This is a genomic window from Streptomyces sp. NPDC039609 (assembly GCF_055596705.1).
On record NZ_JBVIUJ010000015.1, the window covers coordinates 123,032 to 142,235 of the forward strand.

Consider the following 19,204-nt stretch of genomic DNA (forward strand, 5'->3'; position numbering starts at 1 on the left):
ACACCGTACAAGGGTCTCTCTTACGCCGTATAGCGGTTATTTCTTCTGCGTCAGGTCGTAGAACGTGGAGCCGTCGAGGGTGACCTGCTCGAAGGTGGCCGTGACCCACGTGGAGATCTCCGAGTTGCCACCCATTCCGCCACCGCCGCCGGTGCCGCTGCCGACGAAGTAGTGGATCTTCCCCTGGGCCACGTACTGCTTGAACTGGGCGAGGGTCGGCGACGGGTCGCTGCCGTTGAAGCCGCCGATCGCCATCACCGGCTTGCCGGTGGCGAGCTGGTAGCTGGCCGCGTTCTGGGCGCCGATGGCCGCAGCGACCCAGGTGTAGTCGTCGGCGCCGTCGAGGAGGGTGGCCTTGGCCTTGGAGCCGACGGTCGCGCCGTTGAGCAGACCGCCCATGCCGCCACCGCCACCGGGGGCACCGCGCTCCATGCCCGCGCCGCCGTTGCCCTGGGCATTGCCCTGGCCGTTGCCCTGGGGAGGCGTACCACCGGGCATCTGACCGCCCTGACCGCCCTGGCCACCCGGGGCCTGACCACCCAGACCGCCGGGCCCGCCCTGACCGCCGGGCATCTGCCCACCGGGGCCGCCGCCCATCTGGCCTCCGCGTCCGGCCCCGCCTCCGTCGACCATCCCGTACATCGCACGCGGCCCGCCGCGGCCACCGCCGGGGCCGCCCATCGCGCCGCCCGACGGGCCCGCCGTCACGATCGACCCCTGGTGGCCGGTGCTCAGCGTGGAGAGGGTGTACGCGACCGGGCCCGCCAGACCCGCCGCCAGACCGAGCCCCGCGAGGCCGAGCCCGATCCGCCGGTCGAGGCGGCCTGCGAGCAACAGCCCGAGCGCGGCGACCGAGCCCGCGACCAGGACCGCCCAGCGCAGCCACGGCATCCAGTCGGGCGTCCGGCCGAGCAGGACGTACCCCCACACCGCCGTGCCCGCGACCGTCACGGCCAGCGCCGCCGAGGCGAGGAACCTGGTGCGCTCCTCCCACAGGACGCTCACGCCCATGCCGACGAGCGCCGCGATGTACGGGGCCAGGGCCACCGTGTAGTACTCGTGGAAGATGCCGGCCATGAAGCTGAAGACGCCCAGGGTCATCAGCAGCGAGCCGCCCCAGACCAGGAACGCGGACCTGGCGGTGTCCGTCCGGGGCGCACGCCAGGTGATGACGAGCCCGGCGACGAGCAGGATCAGCGCGGCGGGCAGCAGCCAGGAGATCTGACCGCCGACGGCGTCGTTGAACATCCGCCCGATGCCCGTCTCGCCCCAGCCGCCGCCCTGACCGCCACCACCACCGCGGCCTCCGCCGCCGACGCTGCCGGTCTCGTTGCCGTTGATCCGGCCGAGGCCGTTGTAGCCGAAGGTGAGCTCCAGGAAGCTGTTGTTCTGCGAGCCTCCGATGTACGGACGGGAGGACGCCGGCCACAGCTCGACCAGGGCCACCCACCAGCCGGCGGAGGCGACCATCGCGAGCCCGGCGAGGGCCAGTCGGCCGATCCTGCGGCCGAAGCCGACCGGGGCGCACACCGCGTACACGAGCGCGAGCGGCGGCAGGATCAGGAACGCCTGGAGCGTCTTGGCGAGGAAGGCGAGGCCGAAGGCGACTCCTGCCCACACCAGCCACTTCGTGCCGCTCTTCGCGTCCTCAAGGGCTCGCAGCACGCAGTACACGGCCACGGTCATCAGCAGGGCCAGCAGCGCGTCCGGGTTGTTGAAGCGGAACATCAGCGCGGCGACCGGGGTGAGCGCGAGCACCGCGCCCGCGAGCAGCCCTGCTCCCGCGCCGAACCGGCGCCGCACCGCCGCGTAGAGGACGGCGACGGTCGCCACCCCCATCAGCACCTCGGGCAGCAGGATCTGCCAGGACCCGAGCCCGAAGAGGCGCACGGACAGCGCCATCGGCCAGAGCGCGGCCGGCGGCTTGTCGACGGTGATGGCGTTCGCCGCGTCGAGCGAGCCGAAGAAGAAGGCCTTCCAGCTCTCGCTGCCGGCCTGGACGGCGGCGGAGTAGAAGGAGTTGGCGTAGCCGGAGGCGCTCAGGTTCCAGAGGTAGAGCAGGGTGGTGGCGAGCAGCAGGACGAGGAACGCGGGGCGCACCCAGGGGGCGTCCTCGGCCCGCCCGCGCCACAGCCGGCCGAGGCGGGCGCTCCGGCCGGACGGTGCGGTGTGGGCCGCGCGGGCGACGGGCGCCGAGGGCTCGGACGGCCCGGAAGGCGTGTCGTACGTGGTGGTCATCGGGTGTTCCTTGAGAGCGAGGTGTCCGGGAAGACCCAGAGCCGGAAGAGGAGGAAGCGCACGACGGTCGCGGCGAGGTTGGCCACGATCAGCACGGCGAGTTCGGTGGAGTGGGCGGGGTCGCCGGTGGCCGCGCCGAGCGCGGCGAGCGAACCGCTGGTCAGGGCGAGGCCGATGCCGAAGACGACGAGCCCCTGTGCCTGGTGGCGGACGGCCCGGTCCCGGCCCCGTACGCCGAAGGTGAGACGCCGGTTGGCGGCGGTGTTGGCGACGGCCGACACCAGCAGTGCGCCCGCGTTGGCGAGTTGGGGGCCGATGCCGAGCCGGAAGAGCGAGTACAGCGCCACGTAGAAGAGCGTCGACAGCGCGCCCACGACACAGAAGCCGACCAGCTGCCGGGCCAACCCGCGGGGGACACCCGCGAGTTCACGGTCCCGGGGGTCGTCGCCGAACGGCCGGGAGAGCCGGTCGAGCGGTAGCGAGCCGGTGGCGAGCGCCCGGCCCACCCGCCAGACGCCCTTCAGGTCGTCGGTGGCGGTCCGCACGATGTGGACCGTGGAGTCGGGGTCGTCGACCCAGTCGACGGGCACCTCGTGGATGCGCAGCCCGGCCCGCTCGGCGAGGACGAGCATCTCGGTGTCGAAGAACCAGCCGGTGTCCTCGACCATCGGCAGCAGGCGGGCGGCGACATCACCGCGTATCGCCTTGAAACCGCACTGCGCGTCGGAGAACCGGGCGGCGAGCGAACCGCGCAGGATCAGGTTGTAGGCCCGCGAGATGAACTCCCGCTTCGGCCCGCGCACGACCCGCGAGGAGCGGGCGAGCCGGGAGCCGATGGCCAGGTCGGAGTGGCCGGAGATGAGCGGCGCCACGAGCGGCAGCAGGGCGTTCAGATCCGTGGAGAGGTCCACGTCCATGTAGGCGAGGACGGGCGCGTCCGAGTGCGACCAGACGGTACGCAGCGCCCGCCCCCGCCCCTTCTGCTCCAGCCGTACCGAACGCACCGCGGGCAGCATCGCCGCGAGAGTGGCGGCGACCTCGGGGGTCCGGTCGGTGGAGGCGTTGTCGGCGACCGTGATGCGGAAGCCGTACGGGAAGGTACGGGAGAGGTGGTCGTGGAGCCGCAGGACGCACGGCTCCAGGTCCTTCTCCTCGTTGTAGACGGGAATCACCACATCGAGGACGGGCCGCCCGGCCATGCCCACCGGCAGATGCTCCCGGGCGGGGAGGGTGCCCGCGATCGTTTGGGTTCGCATGGCACAGACCCTCGCCGGGGCCGCTGTCACGGCTGTGTGATGAGCCTGTGCCCTGGCTGTGAGTCGTACGGGGCGTGCTGGGGCTCCAGGGGGAGCGCCACGGCGAAGACGGTCTCTCCCGGCCGGCTCCGCACGGTCACCTCCCCGCCGTGGGCGACCGTCACCGCCCGCACGATGGCGAGCCCGAGCCCGGTGCTGCTGCCGCCGGCCTGACGCGCACGGGAGGCGTCGCCGCGGGCGAACCGCTCGAAGACGACGGGGAGGAGCTCGGGCGGGATGCCGGGCCCGTCGTCCTCGATCTCGACGAGGGCGCGGCCGCCCTCCGTTCGTACCCGCGCGGTGACGTTCGTGCCTTGCGGGGTGTGGGTGCGGGCGTTGGCGAGCAGGTTGACGAGGACCTGGTGGAGGCGGGCGGCGTCCGCCCGTACCGACACGGCGGACGGTGGCAGTTCGAGCCGCCAGTGGTGCTCGGGTCCGGCCGCGCGGGCGTCGGAGAGCGCGTCGACGACGAGCGGTGCGAGATCGGTGCTCTCGTATGAGAGCGGGCGTCCTGCGTCCAGTCGGGCGAGCAGCAGCAGGTCTTCGACGAGCCCCGTCATCCGGGTCGCCTCGGACTCGATCCGCCCGAGCGCGTGCCGGGTGTCGGGCCCGCACTCCTCCCGGCCGCGCCGCGTCAGCTCCGCGTACCCCCGGATGGAGGCGAGCGGCGTACGCAGCTCATGGCTGGCGTCCGCGACGAACTGCCGTACCCGGGTCTCGCTCTGCTGGCGGGAGTGGAGCGCGGAGTGGACATGGTCGAGCATCCGGTTGATGGCCGCGCCGACCTGCCCGACCTCGGTGCGCGGATCCGCCTCCGCGACACGGTGGTGGAGGGCCGGCTCACCGCTGTGCAGCGGCAGTTCGGAGACCTGTGTGGCGGTCGCGGCGACCCGCCGCAGCGGCCGCAGCGCGATCCCGACCAGCGCGCCGCCGGCCAGCGAGGCGGCGACGAGACCGGCGCCGGTGACGCTCACCTCGACGAGGATCAGGGTGGAGAGGGTGTCCTGGACGTCGGACAGCGGGATGCCGACGAGATAGTCGCCACGGCTCCCCGAGGCGTACTCGACGCGGTAGTCGTCCATGCCCGGCAGCTCGACGGTGTGCGGCGCGCCGTCGCGCGGGACGGCGGCGAGGGCGGCGCGCTGGGCGGCGTCCAGGGCCTGGGCGCGGTACTTCGGGCCGTACCTCCCCTGCTCCTCTTCCTCCTCGGAGACGGCGGCGTCCCTCAGCTCCCCGTCCACGACGGACGCGCCGACCGTGCCGAGCGGGGCGCCGGGGCCGGTGAGGAATCCGAGCACCTCAGGGGTGCCGTCGGGGAGGGGCCCCGGCATGTTCTGCGGCGGCCCGGCGGCCCGGTTGGCCACGCCCTGCAGCTGCCCGTCGGCCTGGTCGTACAGATAGGACCGGAACGCGATCGTCGTCACCGTCCCGATCACCGTGGCGACGATCGCGATCAGCGTGACGGCGGAGACGACGAGCCGCGTGCGGAGCGACCAGGAACGGGGGCCTCGCATCGGTCGTCCTACTCCCCGGGCTTGATGAGATAGCCCGCCCCGCGCCGGGTGTGGATCATGGGGGCCCGTCCCGCGTCGATCTTCCGCCGCAGGTAGGAGATGTACAGCTCGACGACATTGGCCTGGCCGCCGAAGTCGTAGGACCACACCCGGTCGAGGATCTGCGCCTTGCTGAGCACCCGGCGCGGATTGCGCATGAGGTAGCGCAGCAGCTCGAACTCGGTGGCCGTGAGATGGATCGACTCGCCGCCGCGGGTGACCTCGTGACTGTCCTCGTCCAGCGTCAGGTCCCCGACGGCGAGCAGCGACTCGGTGCGGGCCTGCGCGGCGCCGGAGCGCCGGATCAGCCCACGCAGCCGCGCCACGACCTCCTCCAGGCTGAACGGCTTGGTCACGTAGTCGTCGCCGCCCGCCGTGAGGCCGGCGATCCTGTCCTCGACGGCGTCCTTGGCGGTCAGGAACAGCACCGGCACGTCCGGCTGCTCGCGCCGCAGCCTGCCGAGGACGGAGAGCCCGTCCATGTCGGGCAGCATCACGTCGAGGATCACCGCGTCGGGCCGGAACTCCCGCGCCGCGCGCAGGGCTCCGGCCCCGTCGCCCGCGCTGTGCACCTGCCAGCCCTCGTACCGCAGGGCCATGGAGAGGAGCTCGGCGAGCGACGCCTCGTCGTCCACGACGAGAACGCGGACGGCCGAGCCGTCGGGCCGGGTCATGTCGGTACGCCCGCGGGGCTTGGTGGCAGTCATACGGCCACGCTGTCCGGAGGTACTGAGATCTTCCTTTCCCTCAGCTGTGAATTCCCTGAGAAACCTGAGGAAAGAGCGCGGCGCCGTTGCCGTACAGGACCCGGCGCATCCAGTCGTCCCCGAGTCCGAGGCGTTCGAGGGCCTGGAGCTGGTGGGCGTACGGATAGGGGATGTTCGGGAAGTCGGAGCCGAGGAGGATCTTGTTCTCCAGGGCGCGCAGCCGGGGGAGTTCGGCGACGGGGAAGGGCGCGAAGCGTTCGCTGAAGTCGGTGAAGGCCATGGTGGTGTCGAGGTGGACGCCTTCGTACCGCTCGGCGAGATCGAGGAAGTCGGCGTACTCGGGCATCCCCATGTGCGCGACGATCAGCCGCAGCTCCGGATGGCGGGAGAGCAGCTGTCCGATGGGCGCGGGTCCGGTGAACTTTCCGGGGGCGGGCCCGGAGCCGCAGTGGATGACGACGGGCGTGCGACTGTCCGCGAGCGTTGCCCAACTGTCCTCGAGCAGCGGGTCGTTGGGGTCGAAGTCGCCGACCTGGAGGTGGACCTTGAAGACGCGCGCGCCGTCGTCGATCGCCCGGCCGACGTACGCGGTCGCGTCCGGCTCGGGGTAGAGGGTGGCGGTGTGGAGGCAGTCGGGCGTACGGGCGGCGAAGTCGGCGGCCCAGCCGTTGAGCCAGGGGGCCATGCCGGCCTTGTGCGGGTAGAGCATCGAGGTGAACGCGAGGACCCCGAACTCGCGGAGGAGGGCGACCCGGCGGTCCTCCTCCTCGCGGTAGGTGATGGGCCACTCCATGCCGGTCAGGGGGCCGACGGAGTCGAAGTACGCCCAGACCTTGTCGAGGACGTTGGAGGGCATGAAGTGGGTGTGGACGTCGATCAGTCCGGGCAGGCCGAGCCGCCGGACGATCTCGTGCACCTCGGCGGCATGGGTCTCGGCGGCGCTCACGGCCGGGACTCCGCTCGACTTCGACGTCCATGGATGATGCGGATCATGCGGATCATGCGGATCATGCGGATCACCCTCCACCGAAGGGACCGATCATGTCCACAACGGGGCGGGGAAGGCTTCCAGGCTTGAGGCGTCACGCCTTGAGGTCGTCACGCCTTGAGGTCGTCACGCCTTCAGGTCGTCAGGCCTTCAGGTCGTCACGCTTTCCCGGCTTCAGGTCGTCAGGCCTTCAGGTCGTCACGCCCTCCGGCTCCCCACCTTCCCGCTCCCCACCTTCCCGCTCTCACGTCGGGAACAGCCCGTCCTGGACGTCGGTGTTCGCCTTCCGGACGGGCACGCTGACGCGATGACCGGGGTCGACGGCGACGAGCCCCCACCCGCGGACGATACGGGTGTCGAGGGCGAGCACCCGGTCTTCGGCGTCGAGAAGGTGCAGGTCGGGCCCGGCGGCGGCGAGGAGACGGCCGGCGACGACACCGTCGTCGCAGAGCTCGGTGACGGTCCCGGCGAGTCCGGGGAGCCCGTCGAGGCCGAAGGCCTCGGCGTGGTCGCGCACCTCGCAGGGAAGCGTCTCCAGGGTGTCGCCCCACGCCGGCAGGGCGACGGCGGAGCGGTACAGCTCCTCGATCTCGTGGCGGCGCGCGTCCGGGGCGGGCAACTCGTGCCGTACGGCGCGCTTCCGCTCGTACGGAATCCGGTCGGGCACCTTCAGGGCGTGCCGCAGCAGCTCCTCGGTCCGCCGGGCGGCCATGAGCGGCCCCCGCCCGAGCCAGCTGAAGGCGACGGCGCCCTGCTCGAGGAGCCTGGCGTCGCCCCGCTCCTCGCCGGTGATCCCGACCTTGGTCATCCCGGGCCCGAACCAGGCGAGGTACACGCGGTACGTCCGCGGGTCGTCTGCGATGGTGTCGGCGGCGACCGAGTGGACCCGGTCGAGCCGCGCGCACTCAGGGCACTGCCCGCCGGTGGCCCGCGCCGACACCACCGCTCCGAGCGGGCAGGGATTGCCACGGGCCCCCGGGCACAACCGCTGCCCGACGGCCCGGAAGGCGACCTGCTGCCCGTACGCGAGAACGGACACCCGCCCACCCTCCCAACGGAGCCCGGGCACACCCCCGCTCCACCGCATCCCCGTACACCGCCACGTCACGGAACCAGTCTCCTCCGAAGGTCTGACAGCGGCGACGACAGAGGCCCCCGGGAAACACTCCGGGGGCCTCCGCACATCTACCTTTTGCCGGACTACCGCGCGACGAACTGCGTCAGAATCGCCTGCACTTCGTAGATGTCCACGCCCTTGGTGAAGGTCTTCTGGACGGGAACGGAGTTACCGGAGATCCAGATCTTCAGCTCGGCGTCGAGGTCGAACGTGCCGGCCGTCTCGACGGCGAAGTGAGTGATGCTCTTGTACGGAATCGAGTGGTACTCGACCTTCTTGCCGGTGATGCCCTGCTTGTCGACGAGCACGAGCCGCCGGTCGGTGAAGAAGATGGTGTCCCGGATCAGCAGATACGCGGCGTGAATCTGCTCCCCCTGCCCGAGCAGCCGCGCGTACTCCTGCTGCGCCTGCGCCGGATCGATCTTGTGCGCGTTCCCGAAGAGCGCCATACCCAACCCCCACGATCAGAAGAAAAAACGATCTTCCGACTTTATTCCGCCGAACCGACGGCCCGCCGGCCCGCTGAACCGCAGGCCAGGTGAACCGCAGGCCAGGTGAACCGCCGGCCCGCTGAACCGCCGGCACCGGCCGCCCGGCCGGTGCCGGCGGTTGCGCAGGGCGTCGATCGGCGCATCCTGGAGATGACGCCTCCCCGAAAGGCTGAACCATGGCTACCGTTCATCGCCCGACGGAAATCGAAGCATCTGCCTTCGAGGTTTTCAGACTTGAACTGACCGAGGAAGAACAGAGCGCGCTCAAGGCGGATCCCGAGGGCTTCGTGAGAGACCTCATGGAACGGGACGGGCACACGGTCAACCGCGTGCTGATCGACACTCTCATCCTCAACGGTGGCTGCCCCAGCGGATCGTACGAGGTGGTCCATCTGCTCTCACCACCGCACCGTCGCTCGGACCACGCACTCAGGTGCGTCCCCCTGATGTGAGGACCGGCTTGATGTGAGGACCGGCGCCCTCGGGCTCGTAGAGCGTGTCGGGAGCGAGGTACGCGCCGCATGTCGTCGGGCACGGGCTCGGTCCGTTCGTGCCACCACCCCGTGTCGGGCCTGAGCGGGTGGCCGAACGCCATACCGACCGGCTCGCCGTCCTCGGCACGGGCCAAGGCAGCGCGAAAGGCTGGGTTGCGGTGTTGCGCCGCTGTGCGCCTACGGTGAGTCGGTGGCCTTGCCGTTCCGCCGAGGCATCCCGCGGTAGATCACCCAGAGGCTGACCAGAACCAGCAGCGCTCCGCCGACGGGCCACCCCACGGACCCACCGGCGCGGTAGTCCTCGATGCCGATCCAGAGAAGAAGAACGGACACGGGCAGCGCTGCCCAGTCGAGCGCTCTGCTGAACCGCGAGGACATCGAAGGCTCGTTCACAGCCCGATCCTGTCAGGCACCTGCGCCCCACACCAGACACCCGCTCGTACGCCGGGACGATCACCATGCTGGGCCCCTGCTGGTCTGCCGCTGACGTTGGCGTCGATCGGCGAGATTCACGCCCGTTGACGTCAACTGCGGGTGTCAGGAATCCGAGTGCCTTCGGCCAGTCGGCTCGTCGGACTCTCGCGCCCAGGCATAGGGCATCGGCTCGTTCACATCCAGTACCCACGGGTCGGGGTATCTGGCATGACATCACGCGGGCCCCATGGGCGGACAGGCTATCCCCAGGTCGGCGGAGTCTGCAGGGGTAAGGGAGCGTGCTCTGATCAGCGGGGCATGCGCCGTCCCAGCTCCCGTGCCTTCTCTCGCAGGCCGGCAGCCCAGGCTCCGCCTTCCGCAGGGGCGGACATCCCCGTGACGGTGGACACCTGCACGTCTTCGAGCGGGGCTTCCGAGGCGGCTGCGTGCCCTCTCCAGTCCACCTTGATCCCGGCACGCTCCGCAAGAACCAGCACGGTGGCAACGAAGCCTTCGGAGAGCGCGAGCCAGATGGAGTGGCTCGTGCTTCGGTGCTTCGCCAGGAGGGCGTTGACGAAAGCCTCAAAGGTGTTGGGGCTGATCTGGCACTCGTCGTTCTCCATCGGCCCGATGCCCGAGGGGAGTTCAAGCTCCGCTTCGAAGACCGCAACCTGGCGCTGGAACAGGCGAGAAGCCCCATTGGATGGGTTCCACAGCGTCTCGTCACCGATGTCGAAGTACTGGCTCATCACGGCAGCTTTCAATTGGTCATGAACGGCAAGCGGGGGGTGAGGGATCCACCCACGCCTACAAGAACGGCTACGCGGCCTGCGCCTGGTCGCCAAGCCTGACGGGAAACGGGAGCACCCCGGGGGTCTTCGCCACGCAGCTCGCCTACTTAGAGGAGGCCGCGACAGTCAACGCGTAGTCCACACCGATCGAGAAGTCGCCCGACCGCCCACGGATCTTCAGCGAATGCGCCCCGGGAGCCAGAGAGGGCAACTGCACCCACAAGCCGCACCCTGTGACCGTGGAGCGCCCTCCCTCTCCGGTGACCGCGTTGCCTTGAACGCTCTGCATCGTGATCGCGTCGCCTTCGTACGTCTCCGGCTCGATCGCCTTGCCGTCGAGGAGCACCGTGCCCTGCGCGCTGCTCATGAAGTCCGCACAACCCGGCTGGTCGCCGACGAGATTGACGACAGGCACAACGATCGGACGACGGCTGGGAACCTCGCACGTGCGCTTGACCTGACCTCTCATGTAACTCCACGTCCACCATCGTTGATGTCACAAGCTGATGTCAGCCAGACGGCCATGCATTGGTCCGGTTCGTGATCACCGGACGGGCCTCGGGCCGGGAATGCGTCCGTGAATCCGGCCACCTGCAGGTCCACACCCACAACTCCAGTAACTGCGTGTTCGGTTCTGAGTCGATGCGCGCACCGCTGAGCCCCTGGACGATGTGTCCAGGGGCTCAGCCGCCTGTGTGACGGGAAGGCAGATGGGCCTGGGATGGGCTAGTCCCGTCGAGTCGCTGAACCTCGCCGAATTCTCTTCATGGCGAAGATCGAGCCTCCGACGAGTGCCAGCGCGCCCGCATAGGCGGCCATGATGCCGGTACTGCTGCTTGCGCTGGCCGCGGCGTGGTCTGACAACTTGACCTCCGGCTGCTGGCCGGTGGCGGCGCTCATCTCGGCGACGTTGACGGTACTGACCGTGTCGGACACGGCGCGACCGTGGCCCCCGTGGCCAAGAGCATCGTTGAGGGCGTCGTCCACGAGCCCGGCCCACGGGGGCTTGCCCTCGTCGTGACCGTGCGGGGGCTTGCCCTGGTCGTGACCGTGGTCGGGCTTGCCGTGGTCGGGCTTGCCGTGATCGTGACCGTGGCCGTCCTCGCCCTTGTCGCCCTTCTCGCCCTTCTCGCCCTTCTCGCCCTTCTCACCCTTGTCGCCCTGGGGTCCCTTGGGCCCCGCGGGGCCGGCAGGTCCGGCAGGCCCGGCAGGCCCGGCGGGTCCGGCGGGTCCGGCAGGCCCGGCAGGCCCGGCGGAACCAGTGGGTCCGGCGGGTCCGGCGGGTCCGGCAGGCCCGGCGGAACCAGTGGGTCCGGCAGGCCCGGCAGGTCCGGGTGAACCAGCAGGACCGGGTGAACCAGCGGGTCCAGGCGAACCAGCGGGTCCAGGCGAACCAGCAGGACCGGGCGAACCAGCGGGTCCAGGCGAACCGGCAGGTCCAGGCGAACCGGCAGGACCGGGCGAACCAGCGGGTCCAGGCGAACCGGCAGGACCGGGCGAACCAGCGGGTCCAGGCGAACCGGCAGGACCGGGCGAACCGGCAGGACCGGGCGAACCGGCGGGTCCAGGTGAACCGGCGGGTCCGGGCGAACCTTCCGGTCCGGGCGGACCTTCCGGCCCGGGCGAACCCGTCGGACCGGGCGAACCCGTCGGACCGGGAGGTCCGACCGGGCCAACGGCGCAGGCCGCCCTCGTAATGGTGTTTCTGTCCAACGTGACCGCGCCATTGCGCGCCAGGGCGCGACCTTCGATCACGGCGTCGGTGTTCACGGTGATGGACGTCAGGGCCAGGATGTTGCCCTTGAACTGGGTGGTCGTGTCGAGGGTGGCGGAGCTGCCGACCTGCCAGAACACGTTGCAGGCATTTGCTCCGTTGATGAGGGCCACGACGGCCCCCGGAGCCGTGATCAGGGTCTCGGGGATCTGGAAGATGAAGACGGCGTCCGGGTTGTTCTGGCCGTCAAGGGTGACCGTCCCGGTGATGCCCAGTGTCGACGAGGACGTGTAGACGCCGGGAGCCAGCGTTTGTCCGCCGATGTCGACCGAAGAGGCGGCCCCGGGTCCGCGACTCGCCGCGTCGTTGTAGGCGATGACGAGGTCGGCCTTCGCCTGCTCGGCTTGCGCGTCGTCGATGTGCTGCGTTCCGTTGACGACGCCGGGCGGGAAGTTGGTCACCGATGTGCCGGGATCGAGCCCCAGGTCTCCGTTGATGGTGGTCAGGGTGTTCGTGTTGGTGATCGTTGAACCGGCCAGGACCGCGTAATTGGTGGCGGTCCCCAGCCCCACGGGGGCTTCCAGGGCGTGAGCGAGCCTCGGGACCAGGGTGACCGCCGCCACCAACAGCGCTCCGGGCAACAGGAGGAGCTTTTTCTTGACCCTGGTGTGTCTTCGAGCGGGGCCTGATGGGGCGGACAGGGCGGCATCCACTGGCATAGGACAGACCTTTCTTTTGGCCGTTGAGCTCAGTAGCTCGGAATGGGAATTCCGAGCGCCCTGTGGTGAGTTCCGGTCGGGCCACACGACCGTACAACTACGTGGTATTCAGCAGGACTTAGCCAAGCGGCGACCGCAGAGCCAATGCTGACGAGGCAGTGGCGTACCGAAACCCACTCACTAAAGGTGAGATAATATGAACATAGGTGAGGGCGTGTCACCACCGGTCAATTGGGTGACTCATTTTCGCGATTTCAGGTTCACCCATTCGCTTTCGGCGTGTCGTCGAATGGTGCATGAAAAAGCTGATAGCAGGTTCGGGCGAGCCCTCACAGAGGCAAAGGCCGGAACGGCATGAACACGCTCGCTCTCCCAGTCGGCACGGCCGAAGCGGGCACCTCCGCCGGGGGTTCAGCGCGTCCCTGGTCGGCCGACGGATTGTGCGGTGGCCTCGTTGCCTGCCGAAAACCATGACCCTCGAACTCGTCTCTGTGGAGCGGCTTCGGGTAGAAGCTGCCATGGGGCGAAAGAACGTCGCTTCCCTCGTCAGGGTCCCCAAGCCGCGCCGTCACCGGATCAAGCCGTGGACCGTCGCCGAGGCGGGCCGGTTCCTGACCGATGCCGCCGCCCGCGATGACCACCTCTTCGCGGCCTGGGTGCTCGTGCTCTGCCTCGGCCTGCGCCGCGGTGAGGTTCTTGGTCTGGCGTGGAAGTCCATCGACCTGGAAACGGGAGAGCTGTACGTCGACCACCAGATCCAGCGCGCCGGGCGTCAGATCCTCCACCGCGAGACCAAGACGGAGGACTCCGACGACTTCCTGCCCCTGCCGGCGCTCTGCCTCAAGGCCCTGCGGATGCGCCGCGCCCAGCAGCGCGGCGACCGGAAAGCCGCCGGGGATCTCTGGCAGGACGGCCATGACCTGATCTTCACGACGAAGTACGGCACCCCGATCGAGCCGGGCAAATCTCACCCGCATGTTCGCCCTGCGTGCCCGCCGCGCCGGCCTCCGGGTCATCCCGCTCCGGAACACTCGGCACACGTGCAGCTCGCTCCTGGTCGCGCTCAAGGTCCGCCCGGAGGTGGCACAGCGCATCCTTCGGCACTCTCAGATCGCGATGACGATGGAGGTCTACACCGAGGCGAGCGAGGAAGCGGTACGTGCCGCGATCGGCAAGCTGTCCGACGCCATGGGACAGACGTGATCTGCCTCTAGACCTTGAGCGCTTCGCGGGCGTTCGCAAACCGGGCCCTGGCCTCTGCGATCCAGTCGCCGTCCAAGGCAAGTGGTACCTGGACGCAGATGCCGGTGCCGGGTGCGTCGCAGACTTCGATGACGAGAGGGTCCTCGGCCACGAAGCGGAGGTACGCCGTACGGCCTTCTCTGGGCCAGTCGCCGGCGAACACCTCGGCAGCGTCCTCGATGGCTTCTTCGAGGGCGTCGAGGAGGTAGCCCCACTCCTCGACCTCTTCGTCGAAGACGCCCATCCGCACGGAGGCGTTCACGAAGTCGCTTCGGATCTGGATCTCCGCGTCGAAGTAGCGGCCTGAGACCCCGGTGAAGGACGGATTGGTCGACAGCAGTCGGACCCCGACGCTCTGTGTCCCGCTCTCCAGCGCGATCAACTCCAGCGGCTCCCCGGCCTCGGCCATCGACGTCGCTCCCCCTCATACGGTTGCTGCACTCCGCTGCTGCACGACACAACGCAAGAGGCCCCGGACTTTCGTCCGGGGCCTCTCAGGCTGTGCACTCGGCAGGATTCGAACCTGCAACCTTCTGATCCGTAGCTCTAGCGAGATCGGTCACTTGAGGTCATACAGGCCGCCCGGAAGTCCCTGAGGGCCTGTACTGGGCGCTGCCGGTTGCTGGGGTTGCTGTACTTCGCTGCGGTACAGCAACTGCCCGAGGGCTCCGGAGATGTAGTGGCATCCGGCCGTTGATCCCGGCTCCGCTGAGAGGCCGTTCAGCTCTCATACCAGCCTGAGGCCCTTACGCGTCAGAGCCTCCGGCCGTATGTTCTCTCCTGACAGATACATGATAGGCGGGGGCATGTCGGGACAATTGTTCACCTTGATCGGTGTGCTCGTCGGCGCGGTTGCGTCGTACGTCGGTGGAGCCCTGATGGAGAGATCTCGGTGGCGGCGCCAACTTTCCACACGGTGGGACGAACGTCGCCTGGAGTGCTATCTCCGGTTTGCCGACGCGGTCAAGAGGTTCACCTCGCTGGCAGGTCGTCTGGCTGCAGGCAAGGGACTCTTCGACCTGCCTCAGCCACTCGCCAGGGAGGCCGGCCTGGAGCTGCTGGCCGAAGCTGAGCTTGAGCGTGGCTATGCGTTCGAAGCCGTGCTCCTTATGGGAGACGCGGAATCCATCTCGGCAGCCAGATCGCTACAGCGGCACGCCTGGGTACTGGAACAGTTCGTTCGAGACATGCGCCCAGGTACGTCAGACGACTGGATGAGGGCGTTCCGGGAGTTTCAGGAGAAGCGTGATGAGTTCTACATTGCCGCACGCAACAGCCTCGGCGTCCATGCAAAGTTCCGGCTGCGATCCGAAGATCCAGCCATCCTCAGCCCGGACCCCCGCCACTTGTAGCCACGTCTGGCCGGCGAACAGCACTCTTTCCAATCCTGATGAGGCTCCGTTGCCTCGTGTATGAGGCGGTTCACCTGCGTTCATGTGCTGTCGGAAGCTCAACTGTTTCCGGCTGTGGTTCCGCCCTGAACGATCGTGTACCGCGCTGAATGAGACGGGAGCCGACGGCCGGGGCCCCGACTCGCGCCGAGGCCCCGGGAGCGTCAGCCCGCGTAGTCGTGGTGGTCGCGGGGGTCGTCGCCGTGGTTGCAGGCGGCGCAGAGGGTGAGGTCCTCGGGGTCGTCGGAGTACGGGTTGGGGATGACGCCGCCGTCGCACTGGGGGTCGGTGCAGGCCATGGGTGCTCCTTCGAGGTCGGTGCCGCTGTCCTGATGGGCACCGCCCCTCCCGGAATCTGGCAGCCTCCGGATCAGGACAGCGGTGCCGACCGGCAGCAACCACATCGACGCCCCAACCCGCGGCCTGGACCTGACCACGGTCCCGCACCGCCTCCCCCACCGCTCAGCACGCATGGACCCAAGCCATCGCGATGCAACGCCCCCGCACAACGGCGCGAGACTGTCCGCAACGCAGGCAGGTCTTGAGACGACACGCTCATCGGGCACGACGAGACCGGTACCGACGCGGAGCGACCACGCTGGCCGGCACCATATCGCGGCAGCAGCTGCTCCCCGCCCGCCCATTCCCCGGTGGTGCGGTCGCCTCACGCTCCCGTCATCCGTGACGGCGGGGGTACGGCGCCCGGCCCGACTCAGGTCCGGCAGCCGGCCGACCGTGCGCAAGAGGCCACCCCTCCCTCGCCGCTGGCCGTCTTTTGGAACCCCGTCCCGGCCGCAGTCGGCAGCGCTCGTGGCCACGCATGCCATGTGACGGTTGCCGTGCATGTAGGCCCGCCTGAGGCGCTCCCCATCAACCCGAGCCGTAGGCGTGCGGACGGCGGCCGGGCTGGAGCGGGGCGGAGACAGGAGGGCAGGCCCGGGCGACGGGCCGCACGCGCCGCGCCTGCGCGGCGGGTGCCTTGATGAGGTAGAGAAACCTGTAACAGCTGCCCTAGACGAGTGTTTCCGAATGCCTGCGAGGTCTACAGCGTGGGCAGAGCCTCGGAGCTGATTGGGGGGCGTCCCTCTTCCAACCAGAAGAGATAGGTGCGGAGGTGGGCCTGGAGGTCACCATCGAGGTAGGACAGCAGCTCGGCCAACCCGTCTTGGAAGTGGTGGGAACTGGATAGGCCGGTGACGAAGTGCTCGGCCCACTCTCGGAGCCGTGCGCGTTCTTGCCACCAGGTCCGAACGGATTGCGTACTCCACCGCTGGTCCCCGTCCATGCCGTATCCGCCGCAGGGATCGTTCCAAGCCGCGAAGAGCACGCTGTTGACCTCGGCAGGTCTCCGGGGCTGGCGGAAAACGAACTCTTGGCCGGTCTCGTCGCACATGACGTGCCGGGGTGCGACCTCGGGGCCCATCTCGCAGGTGTCCGTCTCCGCTCCGTACAACGGTCCTGGCACATTGCGCCAGTTCCGCTCGTCCCAGCGGCCCGTCAGGTAGGTCTCTGCCTGAGCAAGGACAGTGACCGTCCCCTCCCAGGGCAGCGTCGTCCCCGCTGACGCGCGCACAGCCGGCAGCGGATCCCAGTATCCCGGTCGGTCGTTCATGCTCATCTCCTTCACGATTCCCCACCAAAACACCGTGAGGGTGTCCAGGATCGGCGCTGCTGAGCAACGATCCTGGCCGCCGCGATCTGGCACAACAACAACACCAGCGCGCCCGTCACCCGCTCACTGATCGCCTACGACCACTGAGCCACTTCGGATCAACTCGTCTAGAAGCGAGCGAAGATCACCGTTGCATCGTCGTGCCCCTTGGAGCGGGGCCATCGCTTACGGTCTGGGTCGCTCTGCTCGGCGGCGCGGACTTGGCCGATGAGAGAGGCTGGGCCGTGCTGCTCCAGAACGTCGAGGCAATCTGACCAGTCGCCAAAAGCGAAGGTGTCGACGAACCGGGCAGCGCCGTCAGTGAGAAGTGCCGCCCGCCTCAGGTGTGCGATCGGCGTATTTCCTGTCAGAGCCTCGGCCGCAGCTTCGGGCTCCGCGGCGGCCACCCAAAACCCGCCCGGTCGGTTGCGCAGTGCCCGCTCTTCCTCGACCAACGAGGTGTGCGTTGCCCGTTCCTCCTGTGACCCTGGCTTGGCTGCGCGCAACGCGGCTCGCTTCTCGCTTGCCACCGCTTTCAGGCGTTGATCAGTGACGACTAGGGGCTCTGGCCCTTCATCGAGGACGAGTGAGCCGTCTCCCAGCACCAGCCATTCAGCTTGCTCGTCCTGGACTCGAAGTACGGCGACCATCGCTGACGGGGAAAACGGACTGTTCGCATCGCAGGTCTCCCGGTGAAGATCCGCCGTGTGCTCAATGGCGGTAGCGAGGCAGTGAGTCAAGTCCCGTCGGCTTTCGGTGGCCTCTCTGTGCAACGAGTTGCCCAGCCTCCGGACGAACCAAGCCACGCCGTGAATGCATCCGGTGGGCAGTCCCTTTGGCATCCCGGCACCGTCCAGCACCACGACGCACTCGGCGCTGCCGATGGCGAAGTCCTCGTTGGGTCCCCCAGGTCGGGGGTGCCGAACAGAGCGATATCCACGTCAACTCCCTACCCCACCCATGCCCGAAACCGGAAGGAGGACCCGCGATGCGCCAGACGCTGCGACCGGACGCCGTCCTCGTACAGGCCGTGATCGCCGGTGCCCTGTCCTTCGCCCACCTGCACGACCTGGCCGCGGCCGCCGGACAGACGGGCTGGAAGGCGTGGGCCTACCCGGTCTCCGTCGACCTCCTGCTCGTCGCCGCCTGGCGCCGCCTTCGCACCCTGCGGGCCGCCGGCGCCCCTGCTGGCTCGGCCTGGACCTGGTTCACCGTCGCCCTGGCCGCCTCGCTCGGTGCGAATGTCGCCACCGCCGGACTCCTCGACCTCGCCCACGTTCCCGACTGGCTGCGCATCCTGGTCGCCGGATGGCCCGCCCTCGCCTTCCTCGGCGGCACCCTCCTCGTCCACACCCCGACGCCGGCGGTCACACCTGAGCCGCCCGCCGACAACCCGGTCGTCGAGCGGGAGATCCCCGCAGAGCCTGAGCCTGAATCACCGCCCGAGCTGCCCGCCGCCGAGCCTGACCCGGCACCCGAGCCCATCGCCGCCCCGCCTGCTGTGGCTGTTCCGCCGGCGCTGGTGGCTCACGCCCGGAAGGTCGCCGACGACCACCACGCCCGTACGGGTCGCCGATCGATGCCGACACCCTGCGCGCCCGCCTCGGTGTCCCATCCGTGATGGCCGACGCCATCGCCGCCCAGCTCGCCTGAAAGGAGAACGCCCGATGCCTGCCCGCGACTTCTTCCACTCCGTGATGCGGATCGGCCCGGTGCAGATCGGCACCCACCGCGACCGCCACGGCCGCACCAAGCACGCCGCCGCCTGCACTGCTGATGACTGCGGCTGGTCCGCCGACTACTCCAACCAGTCCGCCGCCCAGCTCGCCGCCCGCACCCACCGCTGCCAACCCCGCTAACCGCGAAGGAGAACCGCGTCATGGACGTCCCGCTCTGGCTCGCCCTGATCGTCGTCGGCGCCCTCGGCATCAAGCTCATCCGCCCGCCCTGGTGGCTCGTCGCCGTGATCCTCCTCGGCGGCTACCTCCTCGCCGACAGCGTCCTCGCCCCACTCATCGACAACACCATCAACCAGTAGGGAGACCCCGTCATGCTCCGACCGCGCATCCCGGTCAACCCGCTCCCGACCGGCATCGTCACCCCGCTCGTCCAGCCCGCTGCTACGGGCGACATCGAGCCCCGCCACGACGTCGATCCGCTGGTCTGCAACCACGACCACACCCCGGCGCCGGTCCCGGCCGCGCGGCGGGTTCAGGTGCCGGCAGTCCGTCTCACCCCGACCGGCCTCGTCACGGTCGTCGCCGGTGGCGCCGGACTCGTCCTCGTCGTCGGCGCCGTCCTCGTCTCCATGCTCCTTGCCGTCGCGATCACCGCCACGTCCGTGGCCGTGTGCGCCGTCGTGCTCCGCTCGCTCCTCAACAACCAGAAAGGTCGCTGAC

Annotated in this window: 19 protein-coding genes and 3 pseudogenes; 7 read left to right on the plus strand and 15 right to left on the minus strand. The window is 69.3% G+C overall.

Features of this window, described 5'->3' with window-relative positions:
* Positions 1 to 36: 36 nt before the first annotated feature.
* From ACZ561_RS34475 to ACZ561_RS34505, 7 genes are all read right to left on the minus strand, one after another.
* Complete coding sequence (locus tag ACZ561_RS34475) at positions 37 to 2,238, minus strand: ArnT family glycosyltransferase (protein WP_471002840.1); 2,202 nt, start codon at positions 2,236 to 2,238, stop codon at positions 37 to 39.
* Positions 2,235 to 3,494 (minus strand): bifunctional glycosyltransferase family 2/GtrA family protein, encoded by a 1,260-nt coding sequence (locus ACZ561_RS34480; RefSeq protein ID WP_471002843.1) that lies wholly within the window; start codon positions 3,492 to 3,494, stop codon positions 2,235 to 2,237. Before ACZ561_RS34480 ends, ACZ561_RS34475 begins: the two co-directional genes overlap by 4 nt.
* Positions 3,495 to 3,520: 26 nt before the next feature.
* Positions 3,521 to 5,047, minus strand: coding sequence for a sensor histidine kinase (locus ACZ561_RS34485; RefSeq protein WP_471002846.1), 1,527 nt, complete (start codon positions 5,045 to 5,047; stop codon positions 3,521 to 3,523).
* An 8-nt stretch (positions 5,048 to 5,055) separates the two neighbouring features.
* On the minus strand, positions 5,056 to 5,793 hold the full coding sequence (locus tag ACZ561_RS34490) for a response regulator transcription factor (RefSeq protein WP_376443148.1): 738 nt from the start codon (positions 5,791 to 5,793) through the stop codon (positions 5,056 to 5,058).
* A gap of 40 nt (positions 5,794 to 5,833) precedes the next feature.
* A complete protein-coding gene (locus tag ACZ561_RS34495; RefSeq protein ID WP_471002850.1) occupies positions 5,834 to 6,739 on the minus strand; it encodes an amidohydrolase family protein in 906 nt (301 codons plus the stop codon).
* Positions 6,740 to 7,025: 286 nt separating this feature from the next.
* Complete coding sequence (locus ACZ561_RS34500) at positions 7,026 to 7,868, minus strand: DUF2797 domain-containing protein (RefSeq protein ID WP_471002949.1); 843 nt, start codon at positions 7,866 to 7,868, stop codon at positions 7,026 to 7,028.
* A gap of 113 nt (positions 7,869 to 7,981) precedes the next feature.
* A complete protein-coding gene (locus tag ACZ561_RS34505) occupies positions 7,982 to 8,347 on the minus strand; it encodes a PH domain-containing protein (protein ID WP_362360184.1) in 366 nt (121 codons plus the stop codon).
* A 218-nt stretch (positions 8,348 to 8,565) separates the two neighbouring features.
* Between ACZ561_RS34505 and ACZ561_RS34510 the strand changes: the two genes are divergently transcribed.
* Positions 8,566 to 8,841, plus strand: a complete 276-nt coding sequence (locus tag ACZ561_RS34510) for a hypothetical protein (protein ID WP_471002854.1) — start codon at positions 8,566 to 8,568, stop codon at positions 8,839 to 8,841.
* Positions 8,842 to 9,060: 219 nt separating this feature from the next.
* On the opposite strand, the gene ACZ561_RS34515 is transcribed toward ACZ561_RS34510, so the two are convergent.
* The 4 genes from ACZ561_RS34515 to ACZ561_RS34530 form a co-directional block, all read right to left on the minus strand.
* Complete coding sequence (locus ACZ561_RS34515; protein ID WP_471002857.1) at positions 9,061 to 9,276, minus strand: hypothetical protein; 216 nt, start codon at positions 9,274 to 9,276, stop codon at positions 9,061 to 9,063.
* 329 nt (positions 9,277 to 9,605) lie between these two features.
* Positions 9,606 to 10,046 (minus strand): DUF6086 family protein, encoded by a 441-nt coding sequence (locus ACZ561_RS34520; RefSeq protein WP_471002860.1) that lies wholly within the window; start codon positions 10,044 to 10,046, stop codon positions 9,606 to 9,608.
* Between the two features lie 145 nt (positions 10,047 to 10,191).
* The gene (locus ACZ561_RS34525; RefSeq protein ID WP_471002863.1) at positions 10,192 to 10,557 is read right to left on the minus strand and encodes a hypothetical protein; all 366 of its coding nucleotides are present in this window, start codon (positions 10,555 to 10,557) and stop codon (positions 10,192 to 10,194) included.
* A gap of 257 nt (positions 10,558 to 10,814) precedes the next feature.
* Positions 10,815 to 12,443 (minus strand): ice-binding family protein, encoded by a 1,629-nt coding sequence (locus tag ACZ561_RS34530; protein WP_471002866.1) that lies wholly within the window; start codon positions 12,441 to 12,443, stop codon positions 10,815 to 10,817.
* A 605-nt stretch (positions 12,444 to 13,048) separates the two neighbouring features.
* Here ACZ561_RS34530 and ACZ561_RS34535 point away from each other — a divergent pair.
* Positions 13,049 to 13,724 (plus strand): annotated as a pseudogene (locus tag ACZ561_RS34535) (site-specific integrase); the annotation flags it as partial.
* A gap of 7 nt (positions 13,725 to 13,731) precedes the next feature.
* On the opposite strand, the gene ACZ561_RS34540 reads toward ACZ561_RS34535, so the two are convergent.
* On the minus strand, positions 13,732 to 14,172 hold the full coding sequence (locus tag ACZ561_RS34540; protein ID WP_471002869.1) for a DUF5959 family protein: 441 nt from the start codon (positions 14,170 to 14,172) through the stop codon (positions 13,732 to 13,734).
* A 361-nt stretch (positions 14,173 to 14,533) separates the two neighbouring features.
* Between ACZ561_RS34540 and ACZ561_RS34545 the strand changes: the two genes are divergently transcribed.
* Positions 14,534 to 15,115, plus strand: a complete 582-nt coding sequence (locus tag ACZ561_RS34545) for a hypothetical protein (protein WP_471002872.1) — start codon at positions 14,534 to 14,536, stop codon at positions 15,113 to 15,115.
* Between the two features lie 203 nt (positions 15,116 to 15,318).
* On the opposite strand, the gene ACZ561_RS34550 is transcribed toward ACZ561_RS34545, so the two are convergent.
* The 3 genes and pseudogenes from ACZ561_RS34550 to ACZ561_RS34560 form a co-directional block, all read right to left on the minus strand.
* Entirely contained in the window at positions 15,319 to 15,453 is a 135-nt protein-coding gene (locus ACZ561_RS34550; protein ID WP_471002875.1) for a hypothetical protein, read from the minus strand.
* Positions 15,454 to 16,196: 743 nt separating this feature from the next.
* A complete protein-coding gene (locus ACZ561_RS34555) occupies positions 16,197 to 16,766 on the minus strand; it encodes a ferredoxin (protein WP_471002878.1) in 570 nt (189 codons plus the stop codon).
* A 167-nt stretch (positions 16,767 to 16,933) separates the two neighbouring features.
* A pseudogene (locus ACZ561_RS34560) lies at positions 16,934 to 17,713 on the minus strand (protein phosphatase 2C domain-containing protein); the annotation flags it as partial.
* 80 nt (positions 17,714 to 17,793) lie between these two features.
* Here ACZ561_RS34560 and ACZ561_RS34565 point away from each other — a divergent pair.
* From ACZ561_RS34565 to ACZ561_RS34580, 4 genes and pseudogenes are all read left to right on the plus strand, one after another.
* Positions 17,794 to 18,458 (plus strand): annotated as a pseudogene (locus tag ACZ561_RS34565) (DUF2637 domain-containing protein).
* Between the two features lie 14 nt (positions 18,459 to 18,472).
* Positions 18,473 to 18,664: a mobile element transfer protein gene (locus ACZ561_RS34570; RefSeq protein ID WP_383556147.1), complete on the plus strand. Its 192-nt coding sequence runs from the start codon at positions 18,473 to 18,475 to the stop codon at positions 18,662 to 18,664.
* 20 nt (positions 18,665 to 18,684) lie between these two features.
* Positions 18,685 to 18,843 (plus strand): hypothetical protein, encoded by a 159-nt coding sequence (locus ACZ561_RS34575; protein ID WP_376440169.1) that lies wholly within the window; start codon positions 18,685 to 18,687, stop codon positions 18,841 to 18,843.
* A 12-nt stretch (positions 18,844 to 18,855) separates the two neighbouring features.
* Positions 18,856 to 19,203: a SpdD-like protein gene (locus tag ACZ561_RS34580; RefSeq protein WP_471002883.1), complete on the plus strand. Its 348-nt coding sequence runs from the start codon at positions 18,856 to 18,858 to the stop codon at positions 19,201 to 19,203.
* Position 19,204: the final 1 nt, after the last annotated feature.

What these genes read in the sequence shown, in the direction of transcription:
- ACZ561_RS34475 (WP_471002840.1), bottom strand. Translation starts at nt 2,238, where the DNA reads ATGACCACCACGTACGACACGCCTTCCGGGCCGTCCGAGCCCTCGGCG.
- ACZ561_RS34480 (WP_471002843.1), bottom strand. Translation starts at nt 3,494, where the DNA reads ATGCGAACCCAAACGATCGCGGGCACCCTCCCCGCCCGGGAGCATCTG.
- ACZ561_RS34485 (WP_471002846.1), bottom strand. Translation starts at nt 5,047, where the DNA reads ATGCGAGGCCCCCGTTCCTGGTCGCTCCGCACGCGGCTCGTCGTCTCC.
- ACZ561_RS34490 (WP_376443148.1), bottom strand. Translation starts at nt 5,793, where the DNA reads ATGACTGCCACCAAGCCCCGCGGGCGTACCGACATGACCCGGCCCGAC.
- ACZ561_RS34500 (WP_471002949.1), bottom strand. Translation starts at nt 7,868, where the DNA reads ATGCGGTGGAGCGGGGGTGTGCCCGGGCTCCGTTGGGAGGGTGGGCGG.
- ACZ561_RS34505 (WP_362360184.1), bottom strand. Translation starts at nt 8,347, where the DNA reads ATGGCGCTCTTCGGGAACGCGCACAAGATCGATCCGGCGCAGGCGCAG.
- ACZ561_RS34510 (WP_471002854.1), top strand. Translation starts at nt 8,566, where the DNA reads ATGGCTACCGTTCATCGCCCGACGGAAATCGAAGCATCTGCCTTCGAG.
- ACZ561_RS34520 (WP_471002860.1), bottom strand. Translation starts at nt 10,046, where the DNA reads ATGAGCCAGTACTTCGACATCGGTGACGAGACGCTGTGGAACCCATCC.
- ACZ561_RS34525 (WP_471002863.1), bottom strand. Translation starts at nt 10,557, where the DNA reads ATGAGAGGTCAGGTCAAGCGCACGTGCGAGGTTCCCAGCCGTCGTCCG.
- ACZ561_RS34540 (WP_471002869.1), bottom strand. Translation starts at nt 14,172, where the DNA reads ATGGCCGAGGCCGGGGAGCCGCTGGAGTTGATCGCGCTGGAGAGCGGG.
- ACZ561_RS34545 (WP_471002872.1), top strand. Translation starts at nt 14,534, where the DNA reads ATGTTCTCTCCTGACAGATACATGATAGGCGGGGGCATGTCGGGACAA.
- ACZ561_RS34550 (WP_471002875.1), bottom strand. Translation starts at nt 15,453, where the DNA reads ATGGCCTGCACCGACCCCCAGTGCGACGGCGGCGTCATCCCCAACCCG.
- ACZ561_RS34555 (WP_471002878.1), bottom strand. Translation starts at nt 16,766, where the DNA reads ATGAACGACCGACCGGGATACTGGGATCCGCTGCCGGCTGTGCGCGCG.
- ACZ561_RS34570 (WP_383556147.1), top strand. Translation starts at nt 18,473, where the DNA reads ATGCCTGCCCGCGACTTCTTCCACTCCGTGATGCGGATCGGCCCGGTG.
- ACZ561_RS34575 (WP_376440169.1), top strand. Translation starts at nt 18,685, where the DNA reads ATGGACGTCCCGCTCTGGCTCGCCCTGATCGTCGTCGGCGCCCTCGGC.
- ACZ561_RS34580 (WP_471002883.1), top strand. Translation starts at nt 18,856, where the DNA reads ATGCTCCGACCGCGCATCCCGGTCAACCCGCTCCCGACCGGCATCGTC.